This is a genomic window from Sphingomonas sp. PvP055 (assembly GCF_040546365.1).
Taxonomy (GTDB): domain Bacteria; phylum Pseudomonadota; class Alphaproteobacteria; order Sphingomonadales; family Sphingomonadaceae; genus Sphingomonas; species Sphingomonas echinoides_A.
Genome location: NZ_JBEPNS010000001.1, coordinates 223,226 through 241,164, shown reverse-complemented (window position 1 = coordinate 241,164; position 17,939 = coordinate 223,226). Strand labels below are relative to the sequence as shown.

Sequence of the window (17,939 nt, the reverse complement as noted above, 5' to 3'; positions counted from 1 at the left end):
CGGATCGCGCGCTCAATCAACCGCTTGAACGCATTGCGAAGTTCCGGGCGGGGGGAGAGACCGGGCTGCATCGGCCCCCCACTTTTGCGGATGATGGTCGCTTTGGGGGCCGTTTCGTGCCGAACAGCGTCGATGGGGTGACGAACCGTGCGCGTTTGGCGTAAGGTTCTGTCTCCTCAAGCCAGGTTTCGCGCAATGTCCGAAGATTTCTACCGTATCAAACGCCTGCCACCCTATGTCATCGCCGAAGTCAACGCGATGCGGGCGGCGGCGCGCGCGGGCGGGGAGGACATCATCGACCTCGGCATGGGCAACCCCGATCTGCCGCCCCCGCCGCATGTGATCGAGAAGCTGATCGAGGTCGTGCGCAAGCCCGATGCGCATGGCTATTCGCAGTCCAAGGGGATTCCCGGGCTGCGTCGCGCGCAGGCGAATTATTATGGGCGCCGGTTCGGGGTCGATCTCGATCCTGAGACCGAGGTGGTCGTGACGATGGGCTCGAAAGAGGGACTCGCCAGCCTCGCCACCGCGATCACCGCGCCGGGCGACGTCGTGCTCGCACCCAACCCGTCCTATCCGATCCACACCTTCGGTTTCATCATCGCCGGCGCGACGATCCGCGCGGTGCCGACCACGCCCGACGAAGCCTATTTCGAATCGCTCGAGCGCGCGATGGCGTTCACCGTACCGCGCCCGTCGGTGCTGGTGGTCAACTATCCGTCGAACCCGACCGCGGAAGCCGTGGATCTCGCGTTTTACGAACGCCTCGTCGCGTGGGCGAAGCAGAATCAAGTCTGGATCGTATCCGATCTCGCCTATTCCGAGCTGTATTACGACGGCAATCCGACGCCTTCGATCCTGCAGGTGCCGGGTGCCAAGGACATTGCGGTGGAGTTCACGTCGCTGTCCAAGACCTATTCGATGGCGGGGTGGCGGATCGGGTTCGCGGTCGGCAACGCCAAGCTGATCGCGGCGATGACGCGGGTGAAATCGTATCTCGATTACGGCGCGTTCACGCCGATCCAGGCGGCGGCGTGCGCTGCGCTCAACGGCCCACAGGACATCGTCGAGGCGAACCGGCAGTTGTACCACAAGCGCCGCGACGTGATGGTCGAGAGCTTCGGCCGCGCCGGATGGGACATTCCCGCCCCGCGCGCGTCGATGTTCGCCTGGGCGCCGCTCCCGCCCGCGCTCGCGCACCTAGGTAGCCTTGAGTTCTCCAAACAATTGCTGACAAGCGCCAACGTCGCGGTTGCGCCAGGGGTGGGGTATGGCGAGAACGGAGAAGGCTTTGTGCGCATCGCGATGGTCGAGAACGAACAGCGGTTGCGGCAGGCCGCGCGCAACGTGAAGAAGTATCTCCAGTCGATGGGCGTCAACACGCCGAGCGCCAAGGCCGGTTGATCCCAGCCGGATGATTACGCCACTGTATTCGCTGGCCGGCGTGCTCGTCGGCCTGATCGTCGGGCTGACCGGGGTCGGCGGCGGCTCGTTGATGACGCCGCTGTTGGTGCTCGCCTTCGGTTTCCATCCGGCGACCGCGGTCGGCACCGATCTGCTGTATGCCTCCGCCACCAAGTCGGTGGGGACGACGGTGCACGGCTGGCGTGGCACGGTCGACTGGGGAGTCGTCGGAAGGCTCGCCGCGGGGAGCGTTCCCGCTGCGATCCTGACGCTCGTCATTCTGCACTACGAAGGCGAGCGATCGGCCAATACCGGGCATGTCATCTCGGTCGTGCTCGGGATCACCTTGCTGTTGTCGGGGCTTGCGACGCTGCTCCGGCGGCGGATCGTCACGGCGCTGTCCGCGCGGCTCGGCGCGGTCGGGTCGCGGCGGCAGGCGCGGTTGACGATCCTGCTCGGCGCGGTGCTCGGCGTGCTGGTGTCGCTGACCTCGGTCGGGGCAGGGGCGCTTGGGATGACCGCGTTGCTGATCCTGTACCCGACGTTGCCGATCAACCGTCTCGTCGGGTCGGACATCGCGCATGCGGTGCCGCTGACCCTGCTCGGCGGGATCGGGCACTGGATCCTCGGTTCGGTCGACGGATCGTTGCTGGTGTCGCTGCTACTCGGGTCGATCCCGGGAATCATCGTTGGCAGCTTGATCGCGACGCGTGTTTCGGACCGCGTGCTCAGCCCGATCCTTGCGGTCGTGCTGGCGCTCGTCGGCATCAAGCTGCTGCTGTGACGGATCCGCACGGTCCGGGCCGCCCCGGCTTCGCCTTTTCGACGCGGTTTCGCGTGCGTTATGCCGAGATCGACGGGCAGAAGGTCGTCTTCAATTCGCGCTACCTCGAATATGCCGACGTCGCCGTCACCGATTTCTGGGACTGGACCGGGATCGGCGCGGCGCTTGGCGCGGCGTGGCACGACACCGAATTCCACGTGCGCCATACCGCGATCGACTATCTCAAGCCGTTCGTCTGGGGCGATACGATCGAAGCGTTCGTGCGGATCGATCGGATTGGCCGCTCGAGCCTGACGCAACGGTTCGAGCTGTGCCACGCAGAAACCGGCGACCTGCATACGGTGATCGAGATGACGGTGGTCAACGTCCATCTGCCGACGGGCAAGGCCGTCGCGATCGCGGAGGACGTTCGGGGGTTCCTGGAACGGCTGTAGGTCGGGGCAGGGGTCGCCGTTTCGCTAGAACCGCCGCGCGATCCACCCCGCCGCCCAGCCGAACAGCACCGACAGCGCTACGGCGACCAATCCGTACGCGATCGACCAATGCTCGGCGGAGTAAGCGACGAAGCGCTCGAACCCGGATTTGCGAATCTCGATCTCGCGCGTCGCGGCGGCGAGCACGCGACCGTCGCGGATCAGGAAGGTTTCCGCGGTGAACCGCCCGACCGGCACGCGCGCGGGAATCGCGACGCGTGCGCGGTACAGCACCCCGTCGGTAATCTCGACCGCGCCTGGTGATTCGACATACAGCGCCGACCGTCCCTTCAGATCGACAAGCCCGCGCGCGAACCGGTCCTGCTCCGATGGCGGCGCGCTGGAGGCGGGAGACAATTGCAGGCTGCCGAGCCCGAGTTCGTAGATCGCGCGAGTCCGCGCGTTCATCAGCTGTTCGATCGGGCGGGACGAGGCGATCGCATAATAGCTCGGCGCGGAACGATAGCGGAGCCGCGCCGCGTTGACCCAGATCAGCCCGCCGAGCTTGTCCTTCTCGCGCACCAGGATCGATTGCGTCGGCCCTTTGACCACGACGACGATGTCGGTCGGCTTGGTATCATCGGGCAAGCGTCCGCCCGGATAGAGGATCGCGCCGAACAGCAGCAGGTCGGCGCCGGTGAAGCTGTAGCGGATCTCGATGTCGCGCTGCGACACGTCGGGGACGAGCACAGGCTTGGACGCGGTCTGCGCCATCAGCAGCGGTGCCGCCAGCGCGGCGAGCAGCCACCGCTTCACGACAGCTCGACCGAATAGATCTCGTCCGGACGCCACCCCAGCCCGAGCGCGATCCGCCCCGCGACGAGCAGCACGATCACCGCGAGCGCAAGCCGGAGATATTCGGGCTTCACCTTGCTCGCGAACCGCGCGCCGACCTGGGCGCCGGCGACCGAGCCGACCAGCAGCAGCACCGCGAGCACGATATCGACCGCCTTGGTCGTCGTCGCGTGCACCATCGTCGCGGTCGCGGTGACGAACAACGTCTGGAACAGCGACGTGCCGACGACGACCTGCGTCGTCATGCCGAGCAGATAAAGCATCGCGGGCACCAAAATGAACCCGCCGCCCACCCCGAGCAGGATCGTCAGGATCCCCACCCCGAAGCCGAGAAGTAGCGGCGCGAGCGGCGATATGTACAGCCCCGAGCGATAAAAGCGCGTCCGCAGCGGGAGCGCCGCGACGAGCGGGTGATGCCGCCGCTTGCGCGGTCGCGCCGCCGCGCCCGACCGCATCGCGCGAATCGCGCCGAACGCCTCGACCGCCATCATGCTGCCGATCGATCCGAGCAGCAGGACGTAGACGATCGCGATCACGGTATCGATCTGCCCGCTTGCCTGGAGCAGCCGGAAGATCCAGCCGCCCGCGACCGACCCGACCATCCCACCCGCGACGAGCACCCCACCCATCTTGAAGTCGACGCCTTGGCGCCGGACATGCGCGAACACGCCCGACACGCTCGCGCCGGTCACTTGGCTCGCGGCGGAGGCGGCGGCGACGGTCGGGGGGATGCCGTAGACGATCAGCAATGGCGTGATCAGGAATCCGCCGCCGACGCCGAACATCCCCGACACGAAGCCGACCCCGCCGCCCAGCAGGATGATGACCAGTGCATTGACCGAGAGATTCGCGATGGGCAGGTAAATGTCCATGGTCCCCATGCGATAGCGCGGCGCGATCAAAGCCGCGACTCAGAAATCGGTGCCCAGCGTCAGCACCGGTCCCGACCCCGGCAGCGCGCGCCCCGCAATCCGCTCGCGCCAGTCGAGTGTCATCCGCAGCGTCTTGTCGGCGACCGGTACGGAGACCGCGAGCGTCGGGCCGACATCGAGCCGCGCCGCCCCGCGTTGCGCGCCGCCCCATGCCCCCGCGCCAAGCGCGACCCGCGCCCCGCCGACGCGGGCGACGTCATGAGTCAGCCGCAGCGCGCCGTCGGCATAAGGTTCGGTGCGCGTGCGGTGGAGCACGCCCGCTTGCCCATAGCCTTCCGCGCGGATCTTCGGCAGCACGGCAACCGGACCGAACCCGCCGACCAGCCCGATCCCGGGCCCGCCCGTTCCAGAGCCCAGCACGAAGCGATGTTCGGCCACCAGCCGCATGGGCAACCGCGTCGGTTGCCATTCGAGGCCGACCGACGCCTCGCGCAGACCCGCGCCGAACGGGGTGGTCAACCGCCCCGAGATCGCCACGCGCGCGCGTCGGTCGAGCGACCGGACGATCCGGAGGCCCGCTTGCGATCCGCCCAATTGTCCCCCGGTCACCCCGCCCCGCGCGGTGCGACCGGCGCGCATCACCCCCCAGGCGCTCGCCGACCAGCGTGGCGTAGCGCGTCGGGTGATCCCGTCAGGGTCGCGTGGAGTCGGCGGCGCCGCGACGAAAGGGGGGGCGCCGGGGGAGGGGGAAACCCCGGCTTGGAGGGAGCGCCCCGGTGGCGTTGGCACGGCGGATGGCGGGGTGGAGGAAGCGCGCCGGACGATGCCATCGTGGGGATGGGGCAGGGGCGGTTCCGGGATGGCGCGCTTACCCGACCGTGTACCGTGTTCGTGCGGGCGCGGACGCGGCGACGCAGTTGGGGCGGTGGTCGCCTGTGCCGCCGCGATCAGCGAGCGGATCGGGTCGACGCTCGGACCGGCCGTGGGAATGGCGACTTCGGGCCAAAGCAATGCCGCGCGCAGCGAAATCCAGCCCGTCGCAATGGCCGCGAGGAACCGCAGTGGGCGTCCGCGACCCGCCCGCTGGACGGCAATCACGGATGCAGGCCGGGAACATCCGGAAAGACATGCGCGGTCTTGTCCCATCGCAGCGCAATCCCGCGCAGCGACCCGACATAGGCCCACACCGCACGGCGCGCGGCGAGCAGCGCGATCACATTGCCGACGATCATGCGCGGTAGCGACCAGCATGCCTCGCGCCAGCCATAGGCGTTCCCGGTAAACACCGCGCGCGTGACGATCCGCCACAGCAGCAGCAGCGCGTTGACCGACAGCAATGCTTCGGACGCCGCAGGCATGGCGGGCGGCGCGGTGCGGGCGATCCAGTGAACGGCGTGCATCCCGACCCAGGCGAGCAACGCAAGGTAGGCCACCGCCATCACCACCACCGCGAGCGGCGCCCGCCGATCGCGCATCCGCATCCAGTGGTCGCGCCAGTCGAGCGGCGCGCCCCAACCGAGGCGATCCCAGCCCGCGAGCGCGATCCCGGTCATCCAGCGCGCTTTCTGGCGCACCGCGCCGGAGATCGTCGCCGGAAAATACGCTCGCACCGCGACGGGCGGGCCACGATCGGACGCGCGAACCCAGGCGAAGGTCCCGCGCCCGCCCAACATGGCGATCTGCAGCCCGAGTTCGTAATCCTCGGTCAGCGACGCCGCGTCGAACGGACTGCCACCGCGCGCGTCGGCGATCCGCCCGAGCATCGCGCGCTCGATCGCACAGCCCACGCCGGCGAGCGGCATGCCCGCACCGAGCCTCTGGCGAACGACCATCAGCTTGCCGTGCGCTTCGGCAAATTCGTCCGCGTAATGGCCAGAAATCAACCGCGCGCCGCGCTGCACCAGCGGCAATACCGGAAGCTGGACCGCGCTGAACCGCCCGATCAGCGCATCGAACACGCGCAATTCCCCCGCGTGAACCATGTCCTCGGCATCATGCAGCACGACCGCCGCGACGGAAACACCGTCCCGCGCTTCATCGCGACACAGCGCGCGCCACAACGCGTTGAGGCAATCCGCCTTGGTCGTCGGCCCTGCACGATCCCCGATCACCAGCCGGACGCGTGCGTCGGTCCGCGCAACCGCCGCGACGGCGTCGATCGTCGCACGATCGTTCGGGTAGGTGCCGACATAGAGGCGGTAGTCGCCATGATCGAAGCTGGCGAGCGCGGTGCGCAGCATCGCGCCGATGACTAGCGATTCGTCCCACGCCGCGATGAAGATCGCGAGTCGACGTTCGGGGCTCGGCCGATACGCTGCGAGTTCTGGTGGAACGGGCGGGGCGCGGCGCGAGAGGCGCAACACGATCCATGTCAGATCGATCGCGAGATCGTCCAGGCCGCCAATGAGGAAACCGATCCCGGCGAACAGCATCGTCTCGCGCGCGATCGCATCGATCGCAATCGATGCCCACTCCATCCCCATGCCAAGCCCCCCGACTCAGTTTGGGCGCATCTAACCACGGAACAGCATGCGACAGGCGACATATCGTTACGATTACGAAACGGACTGTCCGATTATATACCCGGTTTGACGGAGGCGGCCGGCCGATACCGCTAAGAGGCCCGCCGCAAACGGCAGACCGGCCGCCCCCCGCGATAGCGGAAGACGGCCGGTGCCACGCGACGAAACGGGGTTTAGCGGTAGAAGCCGCGGTTGACGTCGACCACATAGCCGCGGCGGGTGTCGACGAGGATCACGTCGTTATAATGCCGGACCCACTGCTGACCCGGGCGGGCGCGCGGAAGGTGGTAGCGCCACGGATCGGCGATGACGTAGCGGCTGCTGTAATAGGGCTGGCCGATCCGCAGGCCCGGGCGGAACGCGGTGTAACGGAACGGCGCGTTCCAATTGCCGCGGGCATAGGCATTGGGGTTGCGGTCCCGCCAGCCGCGCCAGTCGTTGCGCGCCCAGGCCCGGTCGCGATCGCGCAGATCCTCGCGGAATTCTTGGCGGGCTTCGCGGACGTCGTGGCGCTGGTCGCGGATCGCGCGCGGGTCACCGCTGCGATAAGCCTGCCGCAGATCCCGCTGCTCCTCGCGGATTTCCTGACGGTCGCGGCGCAGTTCCTGGTTCGATTGCGCCTGCGCGGCGACCGGCGTCAGCGTCGCAGCAAGCAACATAGTGGCGATGAGAGTACGCATGATGATCTCCTCCGATACGATCCGGTGCCTGCTGGAAGCACCGGACGATGAAGGGGGTATGCCATGCGCGAACTGAACCGTCCGCGAACGCTGCCGTCAGCCGACCGACAGGGTTGTATCAGAATGTAACCGGGGATTACGGGGCGCCACTGCCGTTCGGCCCGCTCGAACCGCGTGGGCCACCGCCGCCGCCGCCGCCGCCGATCGCGCCGACCGTGCCGATATTGCCGAACAGTTCGTCGAAGAAGCTGCGCTTCTTGCCGAGCGTAGGCGTGATCCGTGTCGACGGGCTGATGCTGGCAACCTGCTCGACGCCTGAGCGACGCACTGCCGAAACGACGCCCTTCTGGTCGAAGCTGATGCGGATGGTGACCTGATCGCGCACCTTCGGGTTGTTGAACGCGTAATTGCGCGCTTCGCGGCTGATATAATACCAGTCGCCTTCGTTGAACTGGCTGGTGAAGCTGGGCTTGCCGAGCACCGCGAGCACAGACTGGCGATTGTCGGTGCCGGCCTGGACCGAATTGACCAGATCGGGATCGATCACATAGCCCTGGTGCGATTTCAGCGGAACGCAGGCGCTCCCCCCCACGACAATGGTGGCGGCGAGGACGGCGGCCGTCAGCTGGCGGACGGACTTAAGGCTCATCGACTTCTCCACACGGGCGCGGACACCCCAAGGCAGGGCACGCCATTCCATTGCATCCCGGACGCGATGCCTCAATATGCCGGGAAACGCGGCCAAACAAGGGCAGGCCTTGGGCAACCGCGAGAGGATATGCGTTTGAGCTTGTTATCGAGACTGTTCGGGCGCCGCGAGGACGATGTCGCGCTGGCCTTGTATGATTCCGTCGTGGCGAAAGCGCGGCTGCCGCATTGGTATGAAGCGGGGGGTGTGCCCGACACGATCGACGGGCGCTTCGACATGATCGCGGCGGTGCTGTCGCTCGTGCTGTTGCGGCTGGAGCGCGATCCGGTCGCTGCCGCCGCAAGCGCGCGACTGACCGAACGATTCGTCAGCGACATGGACGGTCAGCTCCGCGAATCGGGAGTCGGCGACATCGGCGTGGGCAAGCATATCGGCAAGATGATGGGGATGCTCGGCGGACGCTTGGGCGCGTATCGCGACGGGTTGGCCGCGCGCGACCTAGGACCGGCGCTGGAACGCAATCTGTACCGGGCAGGCCCGCCGACTCCGGTCGCGCTGGCGCATACGCAGGATGCGCTGTTCGCGTTCGATGCCCGGCTTGCTGCCGTGCCGACCTCTCAGATCCTTGCCGGAGACATTGGATGACGACTCCAAGCACGAAGGGCCCAGGCATGACGGCCCCAGAATTTTCCCGGCTCGAACGCGTCGACACGATCGGCGAGGGCGAACGGACGATCTCCATCACTGCGACCGAGACCGAACGCGCCGCGCTGGCAGTGCGGTTTGATCTCGTGTCGGTCGATCGGCTCGAAGCGCGGCTGACGGTACGGCGCGACGCCGCGGGGGTCGTCGCGCGCGGGACGGTGGATGCCGCCGTGGTGCAAGCGTGTTCGGTCACCGATGATCCGCTGCCCGTGACCGTCTCCGAACCGATCGCGCTGCGCTTCGTCGATCACGAACCCGATGCCGAGGAAATCGAGCTGGATCCCGAGGCGCTCGACACGATGGTGTTCGACGGCGCGGCGGTCGATCTCGGCGAGGCGGCGGCGGAGACGATGGCGCTGTCGCTCGATCCCTTCCCGCGCGGACCGAACGCAGCGGCGGCGCTCAAGGCAGCAGGGGTGATCAGCGAGGAAGAGGCCAAGCCCGCGGGCGCGCTGGCCGGATTGAAGGCGGCGCTGGAGAAGCGGCTCGACCGGTCGTAACGGATGGGGGTGCCGCGGGGGAAGAGCAACCGCCACGGGAATGGATCGCCGTCTTTAATCCTCGTCCGGCCCCAAGCTCGCATCGAGATCGCGGGGCCGCACGAACTTCGTCAATTGCGCCGCCCCCGGCTTGAGATCGGCCCAATCCCCCGCGAAGGTCATCTCGGCCAGCGTTGCGGTCGGATATTTCGATTCGAGCGCCATCCGCAGCGGATCTTCCGAGATCGGCACGAGCCACAGCGCCAAATCCTCGAGCCCCGGATTGTGCCCGACCAGCAGCAGCCGCTCGGTCGCGGCAGGCACCTCATGCACCAGATCGAGCAGCGTCACCGCCGAGGCGAGATAGATCCGCCGGTCCCACACCGGCGCCAACGTCCGGCCATAACCGCTTTCCACCCCTGCGAGCGTCTCGACCACGCGCACGGCGGGCGAGGCGACGACATGGTCGAACGCCAAACCAGAGTTGCGCAAGTGCGTCCCCATCATCGCGGCGGCGCGCTTTCCCTTGGCGTTGAGCGCCCGATCGAAATCGCGCAGCGCCGGGTCATCCCAGCCCGACTTGGCATGGCGCAGCAGCGTCAGCGTCTTCACGGGACTTCTCCGTTGGCGGTTGCGCGAGCCCCTTGCCCCGTTTGCACGGGCGAGGGAAGCGCTGCCGCGCGCGCAACCGCTTCATCGAGCGTAACGCGCGTGATCGTGACGCCGGGTGGGAAGGCGGTGAGCAATCGCGACGGCATCGCAGAGGACAGCAACACGAACATCCCGTGGTCGTCCGCGCGCCGGATCAGCCGCCCGAACGCCTGCGCCATCCGCGCGCGGACGATGCGATCGTCATAGCCTTTGCCGCCGCCCTCGCCCGTCGCCGCCATCCGGCGTGCTGCGTGGAGCACCGTCGGCTTGGGCCACGGCACGCCTTCCAGCACGACCATCCGAAGCGACCGCCCGGGCACGTCGACCCCGTCTCGCAAAGCGTCGGTGCCGAGCAGCGACGCCGCCGGATCGTCGCGGAAGATGTCGACCAGCGTGCCGGTATCGATCGGGTCGACATGTTGCGCGTAGAGTGGCAGCCCCTCGCGCGCCAAACGGTCGGCGATCCGCGCATGGACTCCGCGCAACCGCCGGATCGCGGTGAACAGCCCAAGCATTCCGCCGCCGCTTGCAAGGCCCAGCCGCGCATAGGCGTTGGCAAGCGCCGCCATGTCGCCGCGCTTGACGTCGGTGACGATCAGCACTTCGGCCTGGGACGCATAATCGAATGGCGACAGCGCTGCGAAACGGCTCGCGCCGCGCAGCAGATGATTCGCGCCGGTGCGCGCCTCGGCGACGTCCCAGCCTTCGTCCGAGCCCGCGTCGCCGCCGCGCAGCGTGGCGGACGTGACCAGCACCCCGTGCGCCTGCTTGAGCACCGTCTCGGCAAAGGGCCGGGTCGGGTCGAGCCAGTGGCGATGCAGCCCGACGTCGTAATCGCGCCCCTCGACTCGATCGACCGCCATCCAGTCGACGAAATCGGGCGACGCCGGCCCGCCGATCCGCGTGAGCAGCGACAGCCACGCCGCGACCGTATCCGCACGCCACGCGACCGACGCGACCGCGCCCTCGATCCGCGCGCGCGCGGGCCCGTCCATCCAGTCGGGGCCTTCCTCCAGCACCGCCTCCAGCCGCCGCCCGAGCGCGACTAGCGGGCGCACCAACGCATCGAGCGCTTCGGCGGCGGGGGCGGCCGCTTCGATCAGCGTCGAATCGGGCTCCGCCAGTTCGGTTTCGAGGCCATAGCCCGCATCGCCCTCGGTTTCGGCGCGCGCATAGGTCAGCCCGCGCACTGCGGCGAGCAGCGCCTCGACCGGCCCGAACGGCGCGCCCTCCCCCAGCCTTTGCAGCCAGCCGTCGCTCGCGAGCGCGTGCGCCGCGACGACCGCATCGGTGATCGCGCGCCCGCCCGCCTCGTCGTAGCTCGCGACGTCCGACAGCCGCGCGGCAAGCCCGCGTCGCCGCCCGCGCCCGCCCGATTCGGGGCCGATCACCCAGCGGCGCAGCTCGATCGTCTCGGCACCGGTCAGCGCGGTCGAGAACATCGCGTCGGCGGCGTCGAAGATGTGGTGGCCCTCGTCGAACACGTAGCGCGTCGGTCGAGTCGTCTGCTCACGCCCGCGCGCGGCGTTGACCATCACCAGCGCGTGGTTGGCGATGACGAGATCAGCGTCGGCACTCGCGCGCGCGGCGCGTTCGATGAAGCATTTCCGGTAATGCGGACAGCCCGCATAGACGCACTCGCCGCGCCGGTCGGTCAAGGCGGTCGAGCCGTTGCGGCGGAACAGCGTGGTCAGCCAGCCGGGCAAATCCCCGCCGACCATGTCCCCGTCCGCCGTAAACGCCGCCCAGCGCGCAACCAGTTGCGCGAGGATCGCCGCGCGCCCGGCGAACCCGCCCTGCAGCGCGTCTTCCAGATTGAGCAGGCAGAGGTAATTCTCGCGTCCCTTGCGGGTGACGACCTTGGCTTTGCGCACGCTGGCGTCGGGGAACAGCCGCGCGCTTTCCTGGCCCAATTGCCGTTGCAGCGCCTTGGTGAAGGTCGACACCCACACCGCCCCGCCAGCTTGCTCCGCCCACAGCGATGCAGGCGCGAGATAGCCGAGCGTCTTGCCGATCCCAGTGCCTGCTTCCGCGAGGACCATATTGGGCGCGCCTTGCGTCATCCGCGGGCCGAACGCCTCACGCGCGGCCTGCGCATAGGCGCGTTGCCCGGGACGCTGCTCCGCAGTGCTGCCGGTCAGCGCGGCGAGCCGTTCCTGCGTTCGGTCGGCGTCGAGCGAAACCGTCCGCGGCGCCGGTCGCGGGGCGCCCTCGGACCATTCGGGCAGCTTGGTATAGAGCCAGCGTTCGGCAACCTTGGGCTTGGGGAGGCGATCGACCAGCAGCGGTGCCCAGGTCCAGCGCAGCCGGAACAGCGATTGTGCGGCGGTCCACGCGCCTTCGCGCTCGGGCCAGTCGTCGGAATCGATCATGCCGAGCAACGCGACGGTCGCGTCCCGCAGGAACGGCGCGATCGCGCTGTCCTCCTCGGGCGCTGTGATCCCCGCGACCCGCGCCAGCCCGCGTGGCGTCGGCACCATGAAGCGGGCGGGGCACAGGAATGCAAACAGCTCGAGCAGATCGAGCCCGGACAGATCGGCATAGCCTAGCCGCTGGCCGATTAGCGCGGCGTTGAGCAGGATGACGGGTGTGTCAGCGGCAATGCGAATCGCCTCGCCCCGACCGATCGGTCGTGTGCCATTGGCATCCGCGATCCAGATGCCGCTATGGCTCGTGTGCAGCGCGGGATAGGGAAGAACGGTCACCCGCCCGATATCGCGGGAACGGAACGGAATGGCAACGCCAGAAGGGGACCGCTACGCGTGTTTGGGCGCTTCACCCCTGATGCGGGCGAACCGTCTTGGCCTGTGCCAGTCGCGCACCATTCGCGCGGCAGGAGGCGCTGACCACCGGGTAATCGATATCCGCATTCCGCGCGAGCGCGGCGGGCATCGCGGCCTGGCATTGCGCGATCGAGCGATACTGGACCTGCTCGACGCGTGCCTGTTGGCAGGCCATGCTGCCATCACCGCAGCCCATGATCGCCATGACGTAGAAAAGCGGGTCCATCATCGTCTCCGTTCGGCAATAAAACCGACGAGCCGCGCTGCTTGTTCCACCAGCCGCTTTCGATCCGGCTTGACTAGGCCTACATGCGCTGTCGATGCCACCTGATCTCGCAACCACTTCGACCGCGCCCGAGCGCCCGATGCTTCCGACGCTGCGGCGCTTCCTGCCGTATCTCTGGCCCGCCGACGCGCCCGCGTTGCGACTGCGAATCGTCGGCGCGATGCTGCTCGTCGTCGCGTCCAAGCTGGTGCAGGTGTACGGCGCGCCGTTCGCCTTGCAGGGCGCGATCGATGGAATGGCAAGCGGGCCGCAAAGCCGCTCGGCGGTCACGCTGATCTTCCTGCTCGTGATCGGCTATGCCGCCGCGCGGTTCGGGTCGGTGGTGTTCGACAATCTGCGCAACGCGGTGTTCGAACGCGTCGGGCAGGATGCGACACGGCGGCTGGCGGCGGGCGTTTTCCGGCACCTTCACCAACTCTCGCTGCGCTTCCACCTCGAACGCCGCACGGGTGCGGTCACCAAGGTGGTCGAGCGCGGGACCAAGAGCATCGATACGATGCTCTATTTCCTGCTGTTCAACATCGCGCCGACGGTGCTCGAGCTGGCGCTGGTGCTCGGCATTTTCTGGACCAAGTTCGGGTTCGGTCTGGTCGCGGGCACGCTGGTGATGGTCGCGGTGTACATCGTCTTCACGCGCTGGGTGACCGACTGGCGCGCCGCGCTGCGGACGCGGATGAACGACCTCGACACCGGCGCAGTCAGCCATGCCGTGGATTCGCTGCTCAATTTCGAGACGGTGAAATATTTCGGTGCGGAAGAGCGCGAGGGCAAACGCTACGATGCGGCGATGTCGGCTTATGCCAGCGCCGCAGTCGTGTCCGAGAATTCACTCGCGTGGCTCAACATCGGACAAGCGCTGATCACCAACCTGATGATGGCGGGCGGGATGGCGCTGGTCGTCTATGGCTGGAGCGAAGGGCGCTTCACCGCGGGCAATGTCGTGCTCGTCTCGACGCTGCTCGCGCAGCTGTTCCGCCCGCTCGACCTGCTCGGCATGGTGTATCGCACCATTCGTCAGGGAGTCATCGACATGGGCGCTATGTTCGACCTGATCGACACGCCGTCCGAAGTGGTCGACGTGCCCGGTGCCAAGCCGCTGAGCATCGCGCGCGGGCATGTCCGGTTCGAGGACGTGCGCTTTGGCTATGACGACGGGATGCCGATCCTCAAGGGGATCGACCTCGACATTCCGGCGGGCAAGACGCTTGCGGTGGTAGGTCCATCGGGCGCGGGTAAGTCGACGCTCGCGCGGTTGCTGTACCGCTTCTACGATCTGACCGGCGGGCGGATCACGGTCGATGGGCAGGACATCGCGCAGGTGACGCAAGCAAGCCTGCGCTCGTCGATCGGGATCGTCCCGCAGGATACGGTGCTGTTCAACGACACGATCGGCTACAACATCGCTTACGGCCGCGAGGGTGCGGGGGAGTCCGAGATCGAGACCGCGGCGCGCGGGGCGGCGATCGCCGGGTTCATCGAGCGCCAACCCGAGGGCTATGCCACGCGCGTCGGGGAGCGTGGGCTGAAACTGTCGGGCGGCGAGAAGCAGCGCGTCGCGATCGCGCGGACGTTGCTCAAGAACCCGCCGATCCTGATCCTCGACGAAGCGACTAGCGCACTCGACAGCCGCACCGAGGGCGAGATCCTCGATACGTTGCAAGCGATCGAGCGCGGGCGGACGACGATCGTAATTGCGCATCGCTTGTCGACGGTGGTCCATGCGGACGAGATCGTTGTGCTCGAGGCGGGGCAAGTGGTCGAGCGCGGGAGCCACGCGGCGTTGCTGCGCAAGGACGGCCTGTATGCCGAGATGTGGAACCGCCAGGCGCAGGAGCGCGCGGAGGAGACACTCGCGGCGGAATAGGGTTTTGGGGGCCGGTGCTCACCTTCCCCCAAGCCACTATAGCAGCGCGCGATATTCCGGATGCTTTTCAATATACGCCGTCACGAACGGGCATTGCGAAATGACCTTCAACCCGCGGTCGCGCGCTGAATCGAGTGCGGCGCGGATCAGCTTCGATGCCACCCCGCGGCCCTCGATCGCGCGCGGCACGATCGTATGCGTAAAGACGATCGTGTCGCCCTCCAGCTGATACGCCGCGACCGCGCGTTGTCCGCTGACGATCAGTTCGAATTCGGCCTCGGCCTTGTTGTCGGTAACGCGTTCCATATCCCCGCATGTGCTGTGCGGCCCCGGCTTGTTCAAGAACGTTTCGTGAAAACCTTGTGAGCCCACCCCACCAGCGTTACATGTAACGACACCTTTCGAGGACCACCGCAATGGGCATGGAACGACCGATGACCAGCGCCGAACGCGTCGCCAAACGCCGCGCTGCGTTGCGCGCGCAGGGGCTGCGGGCGCGGACGCTGTGGCTGCCAGATCGGGGCAGCGCGGCGTTTCAGGAAAGCGTTGCTAGGGACACGGCCGTCATCAACGCGATGCAACGCGAGGCCGATACGGTCGCTCTCATCGAAGCGATCCAGCATTGGCCTGAGGCGGACTATGACTGGGGTCCAGGCGGCACACCGTGATTCGCGGCGACATCGTCACCGTCGCCGGCGGATCGGGTTTCGCTGGCAAACCGCGTCCGGCACTGATCGTCCAGGACACCGCTTATCTGGGGATCTCGACGGTCGTCCTTGCGCTGATTACAAGCGACGCGCGCGCTAGCCAGCTGTCGATCAGTGTCCCCGTCGCCCCTACCTTGGACAACGGTCTGCGGGTGCAATCCTATGTCACCGTTCACGAACTGGTGACGGTTCGGCGCGAAAAGCTGGACAAGCACGTCGGCAAGCTTGAAGAGCCGCTGATGCGCCGTGTCGATCACGCCATCATCCTTTTTCTTGGCCTAGACCGTGGTTGACCCTCTCCCTATCCTGCAATCCACCTTCGGTTTTCCGGCGTTCCGCGGCGTCCAGGGATCGGTGGTCGAGCGCGTGCTTGCGGGCGAGAACACGCTTGCGGTGATGCCAACCGGCGCGGGCAAGTCGCTGTGCTATCAGCTTCCCGCGGTGGCGCTTAACGGCACCTGCGTCGTCGTTTCCCCGCTGATCGCGCTGATGCACGACCAGCTCCGCGCAGCGACCGCGATCGGGATCAGCGCGGCGACGCTGACCTCTGTCGACACCGACCAGATGGAGACGATCGCACGCTTCCGCCGCGGCGACCTCGACCTGCTGTACGTCGCGCCCGAACGCGCCTCGAGCCAGAGTTTCCGCGATCTGCTCGGACAAGCGCCGCTCGCGCTGTTCGCGATCGACGAAGCGCATTGCGTGTCCGAATGGGGGCACGACTTCCGCCCCGATTACCGCCTGCTGCGGCCGCTGCTCGACGCCTTCCCCGACGTACCCCGGCTCGCGCTGACCGCGACCGCCGACGCGCATACCCGCGCCGACATCCTCGACCAGCTCGGCATTCCGCACGACGGGATGATCGTCGCGGGCTTCGACCGCCCCAACATCCAGTATCGCATCAGCCCCAAGGACAATGCGACCCGCCAGATCGCCGACCTGATCGCGGAAACCCCCGGCGCGGGGATCGTCTACGTCCAGAGCCGCGCGGGCACCGAGAAGATGGCCGAGGCGCTCGCCAAGACCGGTCGCCCGACGCGCGCCTATCACGCCGGGCTCGATCCGTCGGTCCGCGCGCGCAATCAGGCCGATTTCGTCGCGTCCGAGGACATGGTGATGTGCGCGACGGTCGCGTTCGGAATGGGAATCGACAAGCCCGACGTCCGCTTCGTCGCGCACGCCGGTCTGCCCAAGTCGATCGAGGCGTATTACCAGGAAACCGGCCGTGCGGGTCGTGATGGCGACCCGGCGGTCGCGCATCTCTTCTGGGGTGCCGAGGATTTCGCCCGCGCGCGGCAGCGGATCGGCGAGGTCGAACCAGCGCGCCAGCCGGGCGAGCGACAGCGGCTGGCGGCGCTTGGTGCGCTAGCGGAGACCGCGGGCTGCCGCCGCCGCATCCTGCTCAAGCATTTCGGCGACGACAGCCCCGAAAACTGCGGGAATTGCGACAATTGCATCACCCCGCCCGCCAGCGTCGATGCGACGGAGGTGGCGAGGAAGTTCCTCTCCGCGGTCTTTCGCACGGGGCAGAGCTTTGGCGCGGGCTATATCGAACAGGTCCTGATGGGCCAGTCGAGCGAGCGCAGCCTGATGAACGGGCATGAAGCGCTCGGCGTGTTCGGGATCGCGTCGTCGCCGGAGGAAGCTGCACTGATCAAGCCGGTCGGGCGCGCGCTGCTGCTCCGCGATGCGTTGCGGGCGAACGATTTCGGCGGGCTCGAGTTCGGCCCCGGCGCGCGCGGAATCCTCAAGGAAAACGACCGCGTCGACCTGATCGTCCCGCCCAAGCGCACGCGCCGGACGCGTGGGGGGGCGGGGGCGGCGGCGAACCCGAGCGGTGATCCGCTGTTCGAGGCGCTCCGGACCCGGCGCCGCGAACTCGCGCTCGAAGCGAGCGTGCCGCCCTATGTGATCTTCCACGATTCGGTGCTGCGCGAAATGGCAACCCTGCGCCCGGCGTCGCTGGCGGCGATGGGGCGGATCACCGGCGTGGGCGCGCGCAAGCTCGAGGCCTATGGCGAGGCGTTTCTGGCGGTGGTGCGGCGGTTCTAGGGGGGGACTTCGTGCCGCCCCTGGGCGCATCCGCCCGCCGCGAACCCAAGAAAGCGCCGGTAGCGTCAAGCGCGACCCCCGCGATCGTCCCCGCCATCCAACGCCTCAACCGCCTTTGCCGCCCGCGCCGCTCGATAGCGCTGCGCCGCAAGCAGCCCGCCGAGCACGAAGCCTCCCGGCACCAGCAATACCGCCGCCGCCACGCCGATCCTCGTCCAGTCCTTGCGTTCCAT

General features: G+C 67.7%; 20 protein-coding genes. 9 read left to right on the top strand and 11 right to left on the bottom strand.

Annotated features, from left to right (window positions below; translation table 11 throughout):
* Positions 1-195: 195 nt before the first annotated feature.
* Genes ABIC16_RS01180 through ABIC16_RS01170 form a run of 3 tightly spaced genes read left to right on the top strand, consistent with a single transcriptional unit; the run spans position 196 to position 2,622 of the window.
* Positions 196-1,404: an LL-diaminopimelate aminotransferase gene (locus tag ABIC16_RS01180; protein ID WP_277971235.1), complete on the top strand. Its 1,209-nt coding sequence runs from the start codon at positions 196-198 to the stop codon at positions 1,402-1,404.
* 10 nt (positions 1,405-1,414) lie between these two features.
* Positions 1,415-2,188 (top strand): sulfite exporter TauE/SafE family protein, encoded by a 774-nt coding sequence (locus ABIC16_RS01175; protein WP_277971236.1) that lies wholly within the window; start codon positions 1,415-1,417, stop codon positions 2,186-2,188.
* Positions 2,185-2,622 (top strand): acyl-CoA thioesterase, encoded by a 438-nt coding sequence (locus ABIC16_RS01170; RefSeq protein WP_277971237.1) that lies wholly within the window; start codon positions 2,185-2,187, stop codon positions 2,620-2,622. The genes ABIC16_RS01175 and ABIC16_RS01170 overlap by 4 nt, the downstream gene beginning before the upstream one ends.
* Before the next feature lie 24 nt (positions 2,623-2,646).
* Here the strand turns inward: ABIC16_RS01170 and ABIC16_RS01165 are convergent, their stop codons facing one another.
* The 6 genes from ABIC16_RS01165 to ABIC16_RS01140 form a co-directional block, all read right to left on the bottom strand.
* Positions 2,647-3,417: a TIGR02186 family protein gene (locus ABIC16_RS01165; RefSeq protein WP_277971238.1), complete on the bottom strand. Its 771-nt coding sequence runs from the start codon at positions 3,415-3,417 to the stop codon at positions 2,647-2,649.
* On the bottom strand, positions 3,414-4,328 hold the full coding sequence (locus ABIC16_RS01160) for a sulfite exporter TauE/SafE family protein (RefSeq protein WP_354289739.1): 915 nt from the start codon (positions 4,326-4,328) through the stop codon (positions 3,414-3,416). The genes ABIC16_RS01165 and ABIC16_RS01160 overlap by 4 nt, the downstream gene beginning before the upstream one ends.
* Positions 4,329-4,367: 39 nt before the next feature.
* The gene (locus tag ABIC16_RS01155; RefSeq protein ID WP_354289738.1) at positions 4,368-5,339 is read right to left on the bottom strand and encodes a hypothetical protein; all 972 of its coding nucleotides are present in this window, start codon (positions 5,337-5,339) and stop codon (positions 4,368-4,370) included.
* An 83-nt stretch (positions 5,340-5,422) separates the two neighbouring features.
* On the bottom strand, positions 5,423-6,811 hold the full coding sequence (locus tag ABIC16_RS01150) for a glycosyl transferase family protein (RefSeq protein WP_354289737.1): 1,389 nt from the start codon (positions 6,809-6,811) through the stop codon (positions 5,423-5,425).
* A gap of 212 nt (positions 6,812-7,023) precedes the next feature.
* A complete protein-coding gene (locus tag ABIC16_RS01145) occupies positions 7,024-7,530 on the bottom strand; it encodes an RcnB family protein (RefSeq protein ID WP_277971051.1) in 507 nt (168 codons plus the stop codon).
* A gap of 136 nt (positions 7,531-7,666) precedes the next feature.
* Positions 7,667-8,179: an outer membrane protein assembly factor BamE gene (locus ABIC16_RS01140; RefSeq protein WP_277971050.1), complete on the bottom strand. Its 513-nt coding sequence runs from the start codon at positions 8,177-8,179 to the stop codon at positions 7,667-7,669.
* 129 nt (positions 8,180-8,308) lie between these two features.
* Here ABIC16_RS01140 and ABIC16_RS01135 point away from each other — a divergent pair, with 129 nt between their 5' ends.
* Both ABIC16_RS01135 and ABIC16_RS01130 read left to right on the top strand, forming a co-directional pair.
* Positions 8,309-8,824, top strand: coding sequence for a ubiquinol-cytochrome C chaperone family protein (locus ABIC16_RS01135; RefSeq protein WP_354289736.1), 516 nt, complete (start codon positions 8,309-8,311; stop codon positions 8,822-8,824).
* Positions 8,825-8,850: 26 nt separating this feature from the next.
* Positions 8,851-9,384, top strand: a complete 534-nt coding sequence (locus ABIC16_RS01130) for a YceD family protein (protein ID WP_354289735.1) — start codon at positions 8,851-8,853, stop codon at positions 9,382-9,384.
* 54 nt (positions 9,385-9,438) lie between these two features.
* Here the strand turns inward: ABIC16_RS01130 and ABIC16_RS01125 are convergent, their stop codons facing one another.
* The 3 genes from ABIC16_RS01125 to ABIC16_RS01115 all read right to left on the bottom strand — a co-directional run bounded on the left by ABIC16_RS01125 (position 9,439) and on the right by ABIC16_RS01115 (position 13,026).
* A complete protein-coding gene (locus tag ABIC16_RS01125; RefSeq protein ID WP_354289734.1) occupies positions 9,439-9,975 on the bottom strand; it encodes a SixA phosphatase family protein in 537 nt (178 codons plus the stop codon).
* Positions 9,972-12,719: an ATP-dependent DNA helicase gene (locus tag ABIC16_RS01120; RefSeq protein ID WP_354289733.1), complete on the bottom strand. Its 2,748-nt coding sequence runs from the start codon at positions 12,717-12,719 to the stop codon at positions 9,972-9,974. Before ABIC16_RS01120 ends, ABIC16_RS01125 begins: the two co-directional genes overlap by 4 nt.
* A gap of 70 nt (positions 12,720-12,789) precedes the next feature.
* Positions 12,790-13,026, bottom strand: coding sequence for a hypothetical protein (locus ABIC16_RS01115; protein WP_502958272.1), 237 nt, complete (start codon positions 13,024-13,026; stop codon positions 12,790-12,792).
* Positions 13,027-13,117: 91 nt separating this feature from the next.
* Between ABIC16_RS01115 and ABIC16_RS01110 the strand changes: the two genes are divergently transcribed.
* Positions 13,118-14,947 carry an ABCB family ABC transporter ATP-binding protein/permease gene (locus ABIC16_RS01110; protein WP_354289732.1) on the top strand — a complete coding sequence of 610 codons (1,830 nt, stop codon included), beginning with the start codon at positions 13,118-13,120 and terminating at the stop codon, positions 14,945-14,947.
* A 36-nt stretch (positions 14,948-14,983) separates the two neighbouring features.
* On the opposite strand, the gene ABIC16_RS01105 is transcribed toward ABIC16_RS01110, so the two are convergent.
* Positions 14,984-15,253, bottom strand: a complete 270-nt coding sequence (locus tag ABIC16_RS01105) for a GNAT family N-acetyltransferase (RefSeq protein WP_277971043.1) — start codon at positions 15,251-15,253, stop codon at positions 14,984-14,986.
* A gap of 128 nt (positions 15,254-15,381) precedes the next feature.
* Between ABIC16_RS01105 and ABIC16_RS01100 the strand changes: the two genes are divergently transcribed.
* The 3 genes from ABIC16_RS01100 to recQ are packed head-to-tail and all read left to right on the top strand — an operon-like array spanning position 15,382 to position 17,706.
* Positions 15,382-15,615, top strand: coding sequence for an antitoxin MazE-like protein (locus ABIC16_RS01100; RefSeq protein WP_277971042.1), 234 nt, complete (start codon positions 15,382-15,384; stop codon positions 15,613-15,615).
* Positions 15,612-15,947 carry a type II toxin-antitoxin system PemK/MazF family toxin gene (locus ABIC16_RS01095; protein WP_277971041.1) on the top strand — a complete coding sequence of 112 codons (336 nt, stop codon included), beginning with the start codon at positions 15,612-15,614 and terminating at the stop codon, positions 15,945-15,947. The genes ABIC16_RS01100 and ABIC16_RS01095 overlap by 4 nt, the downstream gene beginning before the upstream one ends.
* Positions 15,940-17,706, top strand: coding sequence for a DNA helicase RecQ (gene recQ / locus ABIC16_RS01090; protein WP_354289731.1), 1,767 nt, complete (start codon positions 15,940-15,942; stop codon positions 17,704-17,706). The genes ABIC16_RS01095 and recQ overlap by 8 nt, the downstream gene beginning before the upstream one ends.
* Before the next feature lie 65 nt (positions 17,707-17,771).
* On the opposite strand, the gene ABIC16_RS01085 is transcribed toward recQ, so the two are convergent.
* Positions 17,772-17,939, bottom strand: a complete 168-nt coding sequence (locus tag ABIC16_RS01085; RefSeq protein WP_354289730.1) for a hypothetical protein — start codon at positions 17,937-17,939, stop codon at positions 17,772-17,774.